Origin of the sequence: Cryptosporangium sp. NPDC048952, from assembly GCF_043197895.1 — a bacterium.
Lineage (GTDB): Bacteria > Actinomycetota > Actinomycetes > Mycobacteriales > Cryptosporangiaceae > Cryptosporangium.
The window spans coordinates 181,301-193,908 of the sequence record NZ_JBICTY010000006.1 but is presented as its reverse complement, the minus strand read 5'-3'; the positions used below and the strand labels follow the sequence as shown (position 1 = coordinate 193,908).

Sequence of the window (12,608 nt, the reverse complement as noted above, 5' to 3'; positions counted from 1 at the left end):
TCATTCCTCCGGTGGGTTCTCATGAACGACGGTCAGCTCACCGTTGATCGCGTCCACCCGGATGACCGCGCCGTCCCGGGCGTCCCCGGCGAGCAGCGCCCGGCCGATGCGGGTCTCGACTTCGCGGGCGATGAAGCGGCGCAGCGGCCGGGCGCCGTACACCGGATCGAAGCCCTGACGGGCGATGAACCGCTGCGCCTCGTCGGTGACTTCCAGCGTCATCCACCGCTCGTCCAGCCGCTCGCGCAGCTCGTCGAACATCAAATCGACGATGCGCTCGATCTCCGGCTGGGTGAGCGGCTTGAACAGCACGATGTCGTCGACACGATTGAGGAATTCGGGCCGGAAATGCTGGCGCAGTTCGCCCATTACCAGCTCGCGGCCTTCGGGCTTGATCTCACCCGCGTCGGAGATGCTCTCGAGCAGGTACTGCGAGCCGATGTTCGACGTCATGATGATCACGGTGTTGCGGAAGTCGACGGTGCGGCCCTGTGCATCGGTGAGCCGCCCGTCGTCGAGCACTTGCAGCAGCGTGTTGAACACGTCGGCGTGGGCCTTCTCGATTTCGTCGAAGAGCACCACCGAGTACGGCTTGCGCCGGACCGCCTCGGTGAGCTGCCCGCCCTCTTCGTAGCCGACGTATCCGGGCGGCGCTCCGACCAGCCGGCTCACGGTGTGCCGTTCCTGGTACTCGCTCATGTCGATCCGGACCATGTTGTCCTCGGTGTCGAACAGGGCCGCCGCCAGCGTGCGCGCCAGCTCGGTCTTGCCCACGCCGGTGGGGCCGAGGAACGTGAACGACCCGATCGGCCGGCGCGGGCTCTTGATGCCTGACCGGGCGCGGATGATCGCGTCGGTGACCAGTTGCACGGCCTCGTCCTGTCCGATCACCCGCTCGTGCAGGATCTCGTCCAGGCGCAGCAGTTTCCGACGTTCGCCCTCGGTCAGGCGGCTGACCGGGATGCCGGTCCACCGGGAGACGATGCCGGCGATCTCGGCCTCGGTGACGACCTCGCGGAGCAGGCGGTTGCCGCTCTGCTTCGCGGCGAGCCGCTGCTCTTCGGCCTGCAGCCGGCGTTCCCGCTCCGGTAGCGCGCCGTGCCGCAGCTCGGCGGCCCGGCCGAGGTCGTAGTCGCGTTGCGCCTGTTCTGCCGCGTGCCGGATCTGTTCGATCTCCCGGCGCAGCTCCTGAACCCTGCGCAGGGCCTGCCGTTCGGCGTCCCACTGAGCGCGCAACGCGTCGACCTCGGCGCGGAGGTCGGCGAGTTCTTTGCGGAGCTGGTCAAGCCGAGCCAGGCTCGCGGAGTCCTCCTCCTTGGCCAGGGCCGCTTCCTCGATCTCCAGGCGGATCAGGCGCCGGGTGCGCTCGTCGAGTTCGGTCGGCATCGAGTCGATCTCGGTACGCAGCATGGCGCAAGCCTCGTCGACCAGGTCGATGGCTTTGTCCGGAAGGAACCGGTCGGAGATGTACCGGCGGCTGAGAACCACCGCGGCGACCAGCGCCGCGTCGTGGATCTTCACGCCGTGGAAGACTTCGAGCCGCTCCCGCAGCCCGCGAAGGATCGAGATGGCGTCCTCCTCCGTCGGCTCCTCCACGAGCACTGGCTGGAAGCGCCGCTCCAGCGCCGCGTCCTTCTCGATGTGCTTGCGGTACTCGTCGAGCGTCGTCGCGCCGATCATGTGCAGTTCGCCGCGGGCGAGCATCGGTTTGAGCATGTTGCCGGCGTCCATCGCTCCCTCGGAGCCGCCCCCGGCGCCGACGATCGTGTGCAGCTCGTCGATGAACAGCAAGATCCGTCCCTCGGCCGCCTTCACCTCGGACAAGACGGCTTTGAGCCGTTCCTCGAATTCGCCGCGGTACTTCGCGCCGGCCACCAGTGAGCTCATGTCCAGGGCGAAGACCACCTTGTCCCGCAGCCCTTCGGGTACGTCGCCGTTGGTGATCCGCTGGGCCAGGCCCTCCACGATGGCGGTCTTGCCGACGCCCGGCTCACCGATGAGCACCGGGTTGTTCTTCGACTTGCGGGACAGGATCTGAATCACCCGGCGGATCTCGCCGTCACGTCCGATGACCGGGTCCAAGGCGCCGCCTTCGGCGTCGGCGACCAGGTCGCGGCCGTACTTGGCCAGCGCCTCGTAGGCGACCTCCGGCATCGCCGAGGTCACCCGCTGGTTGCCGCGGATCGCCGTCAGCTCCTGGAGGAAGCGGTCCCGGGTGAGTCCCGCACCGCTGAGCAGCCGTCCGGCGGTGGAGCGCGGTCCCTCCTGGAGCATGGCGATGACGAGGTGCTCGACCGAGACGTACTCGTCCTTGAGCCGTTTCGCTTCGCGTTCGGCCGTGTCGAACAGCCGGGATAGCCGCTGGGTGACGAAGACCTGGCCGGGTGCGGAGCCGGGCCCACTGACCCGGGGACGCCGGCCCAGTTCCGCTTCCACCTGTTCACGCAGTACGCCCGGGTCGACGTCGGCCGCCGTGAGTAGCCGCGGCCCCAACCCCTCGGGCTGCTGGACCAGGGCGAGCAGCAGGTGCTCGACGTCGACCTCGGTGTGGCCGAAACGCAGCGCCGCGGTCTGGGCGTCGTGCAGGGCCTCCTGCGATTTCTGGGTCAGGCGGTTCAGGTCCACGAACTGCCTCCGGTACGTCGAGAGGTCGGAACGCGAAGTTCACGCTCGAGGGCGGTGATGCGGTCCAGGAGGTCGATCACCAGGCCGATGGCGGCGTAGTTGACGCCCAGGCCGGTGCGCAGGCGCCGGATACGGGCCAGAGCGAGCAACTGGTCGCGCTCGAACCACAGGTTCCCGGCAGCGTCGCGTTCGGGGGCGAGGAGGCCGAGCGTGACGAGCCGCTGGACCATCTCCGGGTGCACACTGCCGGTGGAACTGAACGAGGTCAGGCTGAGCCACCCGATCGCGTGTCCCGGTGTCCGGGTCAGGGGATAGGTCATGGTTGCCTCCGAGGGTCGAAGGTGGAGACCGCGGCGAGCTGCTCGAACAGGCTCCGTTCGGAGTCCGAGAGCCCGGGCGGGACCGTGATCCGGGCCTCGGCGTACAGGTCACCCGGCCGGCCGCGGGGATTGGGCAGGCCCCGCCCCGTGAGCCGCAGCCGTCGGCCGCTGGATGTTCCGGGCGGAACCCGCACCTTCGCCTCGCCGGGCGGGGTGTCCACCGCGACGGATGCGCCGAGCGCGGCCTCCCACGGTGCCAGCGGCAGGGTGACGGTGACGTCCCGTCCGTCGACCCGGTACCGCGGGTGCGGTGCCAGCCGCACCACGAGGTACAGGTCTCCGTCCGTGGCGCCGTCGTCGCCGCGGCCGCCTTGGCCGCTCAGCCGGATCCGCTGGCCGTCGGTCACCCCGGGCGGAATCGTGACGTTCAGCGTGCGGCTGCCGTCTCGGCCGGACAACGTGACGGTCCGGCGCCCGCCGGTGTAGGCCTCCTCCACCGTGAGTTCGATCTCGGCCTCCTGGTCGGCGCCCGGCATCGGGCCGAACGCACCGCCGCGGCCGCCGAACATGCCGCTGAACACGCTCTCCAGGTCGATGTCCTGGAAGCCGCCGGACCGGGTGTACCCCTCCTCTGCCGGGCCGCTGCCGCCGCGGCGTCCGCGTCGCCCCGAGCCACCGCCCGCCCGCGCGCGTGCCCAGGCCTGCGGATCCACGTCCGGCGGCACGTCCCGGAAGTCCAGGCCGAAAGCGTCGTACCGGCGCCGCTGCTCCGGATCGGAGAGCACGTCGTACGCCTCGGAGATGCCTTTGAACCGTTCCTCGGCACCCGGATCCTTGTTGACGTCCGGGTGGTAGGTCCGGGCCAGCTTGCGATACGCCCGCTGCAGATCGTCCGCGCTGACGTCCCGGGCGACGCCCAGCGTGTCGTAGAAGTCGCGGCGCGGCGCCATTCAGGCGCCTTTCGCCACGACCACAGCGGCGGGCCGCAGTGGGCGCGCGTCAGTGCCGTATCCGGGCCGGACGACCTCCAGGATCGTGCCCGGTGCGGCGTCGTCGGCCGGCAGCACCGCTACCGCCTCGTGCCGGCTCGGGTCGAATCGCTCGTACAGGTCGGCGCGGAGCGGATACCCCAGGTCGGCCAGGACGGCCAGCGCCTGCTCGCGGACGGCTTCCAGCCCGGACACGATCGACGCCGGGTCGGCCCTGGCGTGCCGGAGCGCAAGTTCCAGATTGTCGAGGACGGGTAGCCACCGCGCCGCCACGCGAGCGCGTTCGTCCTCGCGCTCCCGGTGGGCGTCCCGCGCCATCCGTTTACGCAGGTTGTCGAAGTCGGCCGTCGCGCGTCGGTAGCGGTCGTCCAGTTGCGCCACCTGGGCGCGCAACTCGGCGATCTCGTCGCGGACCGGAGCGGCCGTGCCATCGGCGACCGGTTCCGGGCCCCCGGACGAAGCGGCCGCCACTGACTCCCTCGCCTGATCGGTCATCGTCGCTCACCCGGTCGTGAACTCGGCGTCGATCACGTCGTCGTCTCGGCCGTCGGACGAGTCGCCCCGTGTGGATGAGCCGCCTTCCGGACCGCCGTTCGATGGGCTGCTGCCGGCACCCAGGCTCTGGTAGACCTGTTGCAATTCGCCGGTCAGCGAGCGGAGACGGTCGAGCGGCGCGTCGTTTTCGAGCGCCTGACGCGCGTCGCCGACGAGCATCTCGGCGCGGCCCTTCTCGTGCACGGGTACGGCGTCGCCCAATTCCTTCAGCCGCCGTTCCACCTGATAGGCCGCTGAGTCGAGGTTGTTGCGGGCGTCGATCATCTCGCGTAGCCGGGCGTCTTCACCGCGATGGCGTTCGGCGTCCTGGACCATCCGGTCGATCTCACCGGTGTCCAGGTTGGAGCTCTCGCTGATCGTGATGCGCTGTTCGGCGCCGGTGTCCTTGTCCGTGGCCGACACGTTCAGGATGCCGTTGGCGTCGATGTCGTAGGTGACCTCGATCTGGGGCTCGCCGCGGGGCGCGGGACGGATGTTCTCCAGCCGGAATCGTCCGAGCACGCGGTTGTCGCTCGCCTTCTCTCGCTCGCCCTGCAGCACCACCACGTCCACGGCGGGCTGATCGTCGGTCGCGGTGCTGAACGTCTCGATGCGACGGGCCGGAATGGTGGTGTTGCGTTCGATGACCTTGGTCATCACGCCACCCATGGTCTCGATACCCAGCGACAACGGGGTGACGTCGAGCAGCAGGACGTCCCTGACCTCACCTTTGACGATTCCGGCCTGCAATGCGGCGCCGAGCGCGACGACCTCGTCGGGGTTGACCGTCATGTTCGGGTCCTTGCCACCGGTGAGGCGGCGGACCAGCTTCTGCACGGCCGGGATGCGGGTGGAGCCGCCGACGAGGATGACCTCGTCGATGTCGTTCGCGGTCACCTTGGCGTCAGCCATGGCGCGCTCCACCGGACCCAGGCATCGCTCGACGAGGTCGTTGGTGAGGTCCTCGAACTTCGCCCGGGCGATCGTCATGTTGAGGTGCTTGGGACCGTTGGCGTCCGCCGTGATGAACGGCAGGTTGACCGTCGTCTGGGTCACCGATGACAGCTCGACTTTGGTGCGCTCGGCGGCCTCGAAGAGCCGCTGTAGGGCTTGCGGGTCGCTGCGCAGGTCGATGCCGTCGGTCTTCCGGAACTCGTCGGCCAGATGGTCGACGAGCCGGCGGTCGAAGTCGTCGCCGCCCAGATGCGTGTCGCCGGCGGTGGAGCGGACCTCCACCACGCCGTCCCCGACGTCCAGCAGGCTGACGTCGAAGGTGCCGCCACCCAGGTCGAAGACCAGAACGGTCTCGTGTTCGTTCTTGTCGAGGCCGTACGCCAGTGCCGCCGCCGTCGGCTCGTTGACGATCCGCAGCACCTCGAGGCCGGCGATACGGCCGGCGTCCTTCGTCGCCTGACGTTGCGCGTCGTTGAAGTAGGCCGGCACGGTGATGACGGCTTCGGTGACCCGCTCACCCAGGAACTTCGACGCGTCGTCGACCAGCTTGCGCAACACCAGGGCGGAGATTTCCTCGGGGGCGTAGAGCTTGTCGCGGACCTTGAACCGCACCGCCCCGTCGGGCCCGGGAACCACGTCGAACGTCACCGTGTTCAGCTCGCTGGACACCTCGTCGAAGCGGCGTCCGATGAATCGCTTCGCCGAATAGATGGTGCCTCTCGGATTGAGGATCGCCTGACGGCGGGCCAGCTGACCGACCAGCCGCTCGCCCTGCTCGGTGAAGGCGACCACCGAGGGAGTGGTCCGTGAGCCCTCCGCATTGGCGATGACCGTCGGCTGCCCGCCTTCCACGGTCGCGATCACCGAGTTCGTGGTACCGAGATCGATGCCGACTGCTTTGGGCATGACGCTCTCCTCCAACATCGCGGGTGGGACTGAGATGTCCGCGGGCGCGTCGCCCGGAATACACACGAGTTCGGCGCTGCTGCCTCCAGCGCACCAGCAGACGCCACGGGTGTCGATTGGCAGATCTGCCAATTCGGGTGATCCGCCGGCCGCAGAACCGCCCCGCATACTCACTGGACAGTTGCGCCCGCGGCCGTCGCCCGGCGCTATCCTGCCCCCGCTGCACCGAGGCATGTGCCCCCGAATCGGGGCACGTCGACACGCGAATCGCGCACGACTACCGGTGAGGACTTCAAATGATCCACAGTGAACAGCGTCGGCCGGAGATCGTCGTCGGATTGGTGGCGACCCCACCGGACCACCCCGCCCGCGTGACCGCCCAGCTCGCCGCCGAGCTGACCGACCGGCTCACCGAGCGGACGAACGCGGAGGTGCGGTGGACCGTCCGTGAGGGCTGGGGGGAGGTAGCCCCACGCCGCGACGGCGGTGCCGAGGCCCTGCTCGACGACGTCGCGCGCCGGCGCACCGACGAACGGTGGGACATCGCGATCTGCCTGACCGACCTGCCGCTGCACACCGAGCGGGTGCCACTGGTCGCACAGACCTCCGCCCGGCGGCGGGTCGCTCTGGTTTCGTTGCCCGCGCTGGGACTACGTCAGCTGTCCGCGGTCCGCGCCGTCGTACCGGACCTGGTGGACCGGCTACTCACCGACGCGTCCGACGAACGGGTCCCCGCCGCCGACTGGGAACCCGCCGAGCTGGCCCACCGGGTCTCCGCGGTACGCCGGGCGGTCGGCGACCACAGTTCCGGGGAGCTGGGCTTCGTCGCGTCGGGGCTGGTCGGCCCGGTGCGGTTGCTGGCCGGAATGGTCCGGGCCAACCGCCCGGGGCGTGCCCTGCTGGGCCTGTCCAAGCTGCTCGTCGCGGCATTCGGCACGGCGGCGGTCGGGCTCGCCAATTCCAGCGTCTGGCAGCTGGGGCATGCGCTCAGCGCACCCCGGCTCGCGGTGATCATGGCCCTCGGGTTGACCGCGTTGGTGACCTGGCTGATCGTCGCGCACGACCTGTGGGAGAAACCCGACCAGGACACCTCGGCCGAACTGGCCCGCCTGTTCAACGTGGGAACGATTCTCACCCTCGCGCTGGCCGCGGCGGCGTCTTACCTGGTGCTGTTCGTCGGAACGGTGCTCGCGGCGGCGCTGCTGATCGACCCGTCCGTGCTGGAAAGAATGCTGCAGCAGCCGGTCCACTTCACCGACTACCTGACGCTCGCCTGGCTCATCAGCTCGCTGGCCACCGTCGGTGGGGCGATCGGCTCCGGGCTGGAAGACGAGGAGACGGTGCGGGCGGCCGCTTACGGTTACCACCCCGAACCCGACGGCTGGCGGGACGAACAGGACGAGTGAACGCGCAGCGGTGAACCCGGATCGGCGCGCAATATTGGTAATGATGCCAATCGACGCGGACTCCTGAGCGGGCCAACCTAGGACATCCGGAACGTTGGCAGCCGACGCGGGAGGGCCCGTGGTGTCCGAGGTCGCAGGTACCCAGGAGAGCGCCCTGTCTCGGACCCGCCGGCTGTGGCTGCGCTGGTTCTTCGTCGGGTTGGGGCTGTGGATGGCCACGTTGGTGGTCGTCCTCCTCACCGGCAACCCGAACCTGATTCCCACCCTGGTGCTGCTCGGCAGTTTTCTCGTGCCGGTGACTTTCGTGGCGTGGGCCTTCGAACGCCGGGGCACCGACGAGCTGACGTCGGGCCTGGTGTTCTCGACGTTCGTCACCGGCGGCGTCCTGGGTGTCCTGGGCGCCTCGGTCCTCGAGGCCTACCTGCTGCATCCGTCTGCCTGGTTGTTCTTCGGCGTCGGTCTCATCGAGGAAGCAGTCAAACTCCTCGCGCTGATGGTGCTGACCCGGCACCTCCGAACCCGGTCACTGCGAGACGGGATGATTCTCGGCGCAGCCGTGGGCTTCGGCTTCGCCGCGTTCGAATCCGCCGGCTATGCCTTCACCGCTCTGTTCACCGTCGACGGCCTGTCGATCACCCAGCTCGTGCAGACCGAACTGATCCGCGGCGTGCTGGCGCCGGTGGGTCACGGCCTCTGGACCGCCGTCCTGGGCGGGATCCTGTTCGCCGGCACGCGGCAGGGCCGGTTCGCTGTCACCGGCAGGCTGATCCTGGCGTACCTCGGTGTGTCCGCACTGCACGGTCTGTGGGATTCGATGCACAGCATCTCCTTGTACTTGACCCTGGTGCTCACCGAAGGTGAGCGTCTGCGTCCCTCGATGCAGGGCTGGCTGATCGAGCCCAGCGCGGAACAGGTCCGGCTGTTCTCCGTCCTGGAATGGGTCGGTTTGGCGCTGATCTCGATCGTCGGAACCGTCTGGCTGGTTGTCCAATGGCGATGGTCGGCTCGGGCATCCGCAGGATTCCGCGTCCGCCGTCGCGCGTCTCCGGTCGTTCCGAACATCTGATACCGGGTCTATCCCGAGGGCAGCGGGGAGGAGCGGCATGACTGTTTGTTCGGCGCCGGTCCCGGTCGACACCGACTGGCTGCTGCAGGTCGCTCGGGTCGGCTTGGTCAAGTCCGTCGACAAATTCGATCCCGACCGCGGCGTCGAGTTCCTGGCGTTCGCTATTCCCACCATCACCGGCGCGATCCGGCGACTTTCCTCGACACCGGATGGGATGTCCGCCCTCCGCGCAGGCTGCAGGCGCTGAACCTGCGGATCACGATCCTTCGACTCCGTTTCTGCGAGGACATGACGCAGACACAGATCGCGAAGGAGATCGAGGTCTCGCAGATGCACGTCTCGCGGCTGCTCGTCGCAACCTTGAGTCGGCTGCGCACACAGCTGCTCGCAGAAGTCTGATCAAGGGACGGGACCGACGGATCGCGACGCGAGACGCGGCCTAATCTGCGACCAAATTGCTGGGTTTAGGCGGATTCCCGCAGGGTAGTCGGGGCCGCAGTTGGCGCTCCAGGCCGCCGTGAACCGGGACGCTCGGCCGGGTGCAATTCGATACCGGAGGCTAACCGTGACTCATGCCGCAAGTCGAGAGGCAGTAACGGCCACCCACGACGAGGTGCAGCGGCGGGGCCGCAGACTCGGCTGGATGAGTCTCGGCCTGGGCGTGGCGCAGCTGGCGGCGCCGGATGCGGTGCGCCGTTTCAGCGGCGTGGACGACTCCCGGACGTCGCGGGCAGTCGTGCCGCTGGTGGGCGCGCGGGAGCTGGTCCACGCGGCCGGGCTCCTGACGAGCCGGCGGAAGGGCGCCTGGGCGTGGACGCGGGTCGCCGGCGACGCGATGGACCTGACCTCGCTCGCGGTGGCGATCGCCCACCGGGGCGGCCGTCGCCGGCGGCGGCTGCTGGGCGTCACCGGGGCCGTCGTCGGGATCACCGTGGTGGACGTGCTGACGGCCGTGCAGGCCACCCGCGGTAACAGGATCACCTCCGTGTCGCCGGCACGGAGCTCACGCAGAGGAGGATCCATGGAATTGACGGCTACGACAACCATTCGCAAACCCGCGCCGGAGGTGTTCGCCTTCTGGCTCGCGCTGGAGAACCTCCCGGTGTTCATGGCGCATCTGGAGGAGGTCCGCGTCACGGGTGACCGGACGAGCCACTGGGTTGCCAGCGCCCCCTTCGGCGAGAACGTCGAGTGGGAGGCGGAGATCATCCACGAGACGCCCGCCGAGAAGATCGCCTGGCGCTCGACCGGCGACGCCGACGTGCCGAACGCCGGCACGGTGCGGTTCGTGCCCGCTCCCGACGGCGTGAGCACCGAGGTTCACGTCGCACTGACCTACGACATCCCGGGCGGCGCGGTCGGGAAGGCAGTCGCGAAGTACTTCGGCGAAGAACCTCACCAGCAGCTCGACGACGACCTGCGCCGGCTCAAGCAGGTGCTGGAGACCGGCGAGGTGGTCCGCTCCGACGGCGCGCCGTGGGGCAAGCGGGCCCGCAAGGAGTTCCCGCAGCGTCCGGCGCAGCCGCTCTCGGACGCCGAACTTGAGAAGGGAGTGGACGCATGAGGGCGAACACCTGGGCCGGACGCAACAAGGTGAAGGTCCGGGACGTGCCGGATCCGAGAATCCTGAACAACCGCGACGCCATCGTCCGGATCACCTCCACCGCGATCTGCGGCTCGGACCTGCACCTGGTCGACGGCTACGTGCCCACCATGCAGGACGGTGACGTCCTGGGCCACGAGTTCATGGGCGAGGTCGTCGAGGTCGGATCCGGGGTGCCGGCAGAGAGGTTGCGCGTCGGGGACCGGGTCGTCGTGCCGTTCCCGATCGCCTGCGGTGCGTGCGCCGCGTGCGCCGCCGAGCTGTACTCGTGCTGCGAGAACACCAACCCCAACGCCGGGATCGCGGAGAAGATGTTCGGTCACCCGGTCGCCGGGATCTTCGGCTACTCGCACCTGACCGGCGGCTTCGCCGGTGGTCAGGCGCAGTATGCGCGGGTACCGTTCGCCGACGTCGGCCCGCTGAAGATCGAGTCCGATCTGGCCGACGAGCAGGTGCTGTTCCTGTCCGACATTCTGCCCACCGGCTACATGGGTGCCGAGATGTGTGACATCCAGTCCACCGACGTGGTGGCGGTGTGGGGCGCCGGTCCGGTCGGGCAGTTCGCCATGGACAGCGCCCGGGTGCTCGGCGCCGCGAAGGTCATCGCCATCGACAAGGAGCCCTACCGGCTGGAGATGGCCGAACGGGCGGGACACCTCCCGGTGAACTTCGACGAGGTCGACGTCCGGTCGAGGCTGCTGGAACTGACCGGGGGACGGGGGCCGGACAAGTGCATCGACGCGGTCGGTCTGGAGGCCACCCACGGCAGCGCGCACATCGGCGCGTACGACCGGGTCAAGCAGGCCGTGCGGTCGGAGACCGAACGTCCGCACGCGCTGCGTCAGGCGATCCTGTCCTGCCGCAGCGGCGGCGTGGTCTCGGTGATCGGCGTGTACGGCGGTTTCCTCGACAAGTTTCCCGCCGGCGCGTGGATGAACCGGTCGCTGACCCTGCGCACCGGACAGTGTCACGTGCAGCGGTACATGAAGCCGCTGCTGCAGCGCATCGAACGGGGGGAGATCGATCCGACCCGGATCATCACCCACACCCTGCCGCTCGGCGAGGCGGAACGCGGCTACGAGATGTTCAAGAACAAGCAGGACGACTGCGAGAAGGTCGTCCTGAAACCCTGAGCGCGGATTGCTCCGGAACGGCCGGTCAGGGAGGCAGAGGGGGCCTCGCTGACCGGCTTCCGTTCGATAGCACCAGGATTCAGCACGATAAGAAATTCCGCTTCGCCGTGAATGAGACTCCGGCGGCCGGGAAAGCGCGGCCATGGCCAAAGAGATGGAAGGCGACAACCGTAAGCGGCGAGCGCTCGCCCGCGAGGCACGCTCGGAGGACAAGAGTCCCAGCGAGAGCGGGGTGACGCTGGGCTCCTCCAAGCAGCGCGAACACACCCGGAGTGGTCGGAGGGACGGTCCGCCGCCGGCCGGCGCGCACAAGCCGGGGCCGCACGCACCGGTCACGCACCGGCCGCACGAGGACATGGAACCCACCCCCGGGGAGGGCTCCGGCGATCGCGCCACGCCGGACGAAGGTTCGTTACGCCTGCGCTATCGCGAGGTGGTGAGCGAGGCCGCCGCCCGGGCCGGCGTCGAGTTCGACGTCGGTAAGAGTGCTGCCCGCGCGACGATCGCCGTGTTGGCGGGGACGCTCGACGCGGACGACCGGCGGCGGCTGCTGGCGGCGTTGCCGACGGAATTGACCGACGGGCCGCGTTTCCTGGCGCCGTCGCCACCGGCCGGGGAGAGCGACTTCGTGCGTGCCGTGGCGCGTCTCGCCGACTGCCCACCCGAGCACGCTCAGCGGCGCGTGCAGGCGGTGTTCGCCGCGATCAATGGCGAGGACCCAGACGTTCTGCGGGCTCTGAGCGTGCCTGCCGGGATCGAGGATCTCGTGCTGTCAGCGCCGTGAAGCGCACCGAACCTCGCTCTGTCGGGCCCAGGTATCAGGCGTCTCCGCAGGGGCAGGCTGGGGTCGTCGTCGCGGGAGTTCTCTCGCGCCTCCGGTGGAGCGGGTCGCCCATGTGCGTCACCGGTACGCGCGGCGCGGCGTTGTTCGGAGGCTCCGGCCGGCGGCGGCCCGAGAGGGAAAGGAGCGACGAAGCACGTGTCGTCGTCAGCTGGTCCGTTTCCCCCGGCAGGGACGGGCCGGTCGGCACCTGTGGGGATATCGCTGCCCCGCCGGCCGGAGCCTCGCCCG

At 69.2% G+C, this 12,608-nt stretch carries 12 protein-coding genes; 7 read left to right on the top strand and 5 right to left on the bottom strand.

Annotated features, from left to right (window positions below; translation table 11 throughout):
- From clpB to dnaK, 5 genes are read right to left on the bottom strand one after another with little or no spacing between them, the layout of a single operon-like run.
- Window positions 1-2,625: an ATP-dependent chaperone ClpB gene (clpB, locus tag ACGFY5_RS31230; RefSeq protein ID WP_392725385.1), complete on the bottom strand. Its 2,625-nt coding sequence runs from the start codon at window positions 2,623-2,625 to the stop codon at window positions 1-3.
- Window positions 2,616-2,945: a chaperone modulator CbpM gene (locus ACGFY5_RS31225; protein WP_392725383.1), complete on the bottom strand. Its 330-nt coding sequence runs from the start codon at window positions 2,943-2,945 to the stop codon at window positions 2,616-2,618. Before ACGFY5_RS31225 ends, clpB begins: the two co-directional genes overlap by 10 nt.
- A complete protein-coding gene (locus tag ACGFY5_RS31220) occupies window positions 2,942-3,895 on the bottom strand; it encodes a DnaJ C-terminal domain-containing protein (RefSeq protein WP_392725381.1) in 954 nt (317 codons plus the stop codon). Before ACGFY5_RS31220 ends, ACGFY5_RS31225 begins: the two co-directional genes overlap by 4 nt.
- A complete protein-coding gene (locus ACGFY5_RS31215) occupies window positions 3,896-4,429 on the bottom strand; it encodes a nucleotide exchange factor GrpE (protein ID WP_392725379.1) in 534 nt (177 codons plus the stop codon). It abuts the gene before it with no gap.
- Between the two features lie 6 nt (window positions 4,430-4,435).
- Complete coding sequence (gene dnaK / locus ACGFY5_RS31210; RefSeq protein WP_392725377.1) at window positions 4,436-6,328, bottom strand: molecular chaperone DnaK; 1,893 nt, start codon at window positions 6,326-6,328, stop codon at window positions 4,436-4,438.
- Between the two features lie 296 nt (window positions 6,329-6,624).
- Between dnaK and ACGFY5_RS31205 the strand changes: the two genes are divergently transcribed.
- From ACGFY5_RS31205 to ACGFY5_RS31175, 7 genes are all read left to right on the top strand, one after another.
- Window positions 6,625-7,734, top strand: coding sequence for a hypothetical protein (locus ACGFY5_RS31205; RefSeq protein WP_392725375.1), 1,110 nt, complete (start codon window positions 6,625-6,627; stop codon window positions 7,732-7,734).
- A gap of 121 nt (window positions 7,735-7,855) precedes the next feature.
- Window positions 7,856-8,800, top strand: coding sequence for a PrsW family intramembrane metalloprotease (locus ACGFY5_RS31200; protein ID WP_392725373.1), 945 nt, complete (start codon window positions 7,856-7,858; stop codon window positions 8,798-8,800).
- 37 nt (window positions 8,801-8,837) lie between these two features.
- Entirely contained in the window at window positions 8,838-9,047 is a 210-nt protein-coding gene (locus ACGFY5_RS31195) for a sigma factor (RefSeq protein WP_392725370.1), read from the top strand.
- 41 nt (window positions 9,048-9,088) lie between these two features.
- Window positions 9,089-9,199 (top strand): sigma factor-like helix-turn-helix DNA-binding protein, encoded by a 111-nt coding sequence (locus ACGFY5_RS31190; RefSeq protein WP_392725369.1) that lies wholly within the window; start codon window positions 9,089-9,091, stop codon window positions 9,197-9,199.
- A gap of 244 nt (window positions 9,200-9,443) precedes the next feature.
- Complete coding sequence (locus tag ACGFY5_RS31185) at window positions 9,444-10,364, top strand: SRPBCC family protein (protein ID WP_392725366.1); 921 nt, start codon at window positions 9,444-9,446, stop codon at window positions 10,362-10,364.
- Window positions 10,361-11,536 carry a zinc-dependent alcohol dehydrogenase gene (locus tag ACGFY5_RS31180; protein ID WP_392725363.1) on the top strand — a complete coding sequence of 392 codons (1,176 nt, stop codon included), beginning with the start codon at window positions 10,361-10,363 and terminating at the stop codon, window positions 11,534-11,536. Before ACGFY5_RS31185 ends, ACGFY5_RS31180 begins: the two co-directional genes overlap by 4 nt.
- A gap of 142 nt (window positions 11,537-11,678) precedes the next feature.
- Window positions 11,679-12,320 (top strand): DUF2267 domain-containing protein, encoded by a 642-nt coding sequence (locus ACGFY5_RS31175; protein ID WP_392725361.1) that lies wholly within the window; start codon window positions 11,679-11,681, stop codon window positions 12,318-12,320.
- The last annotated feature ends 288 nt before the right edge of the window (window positions 12,321-12,608 follow it).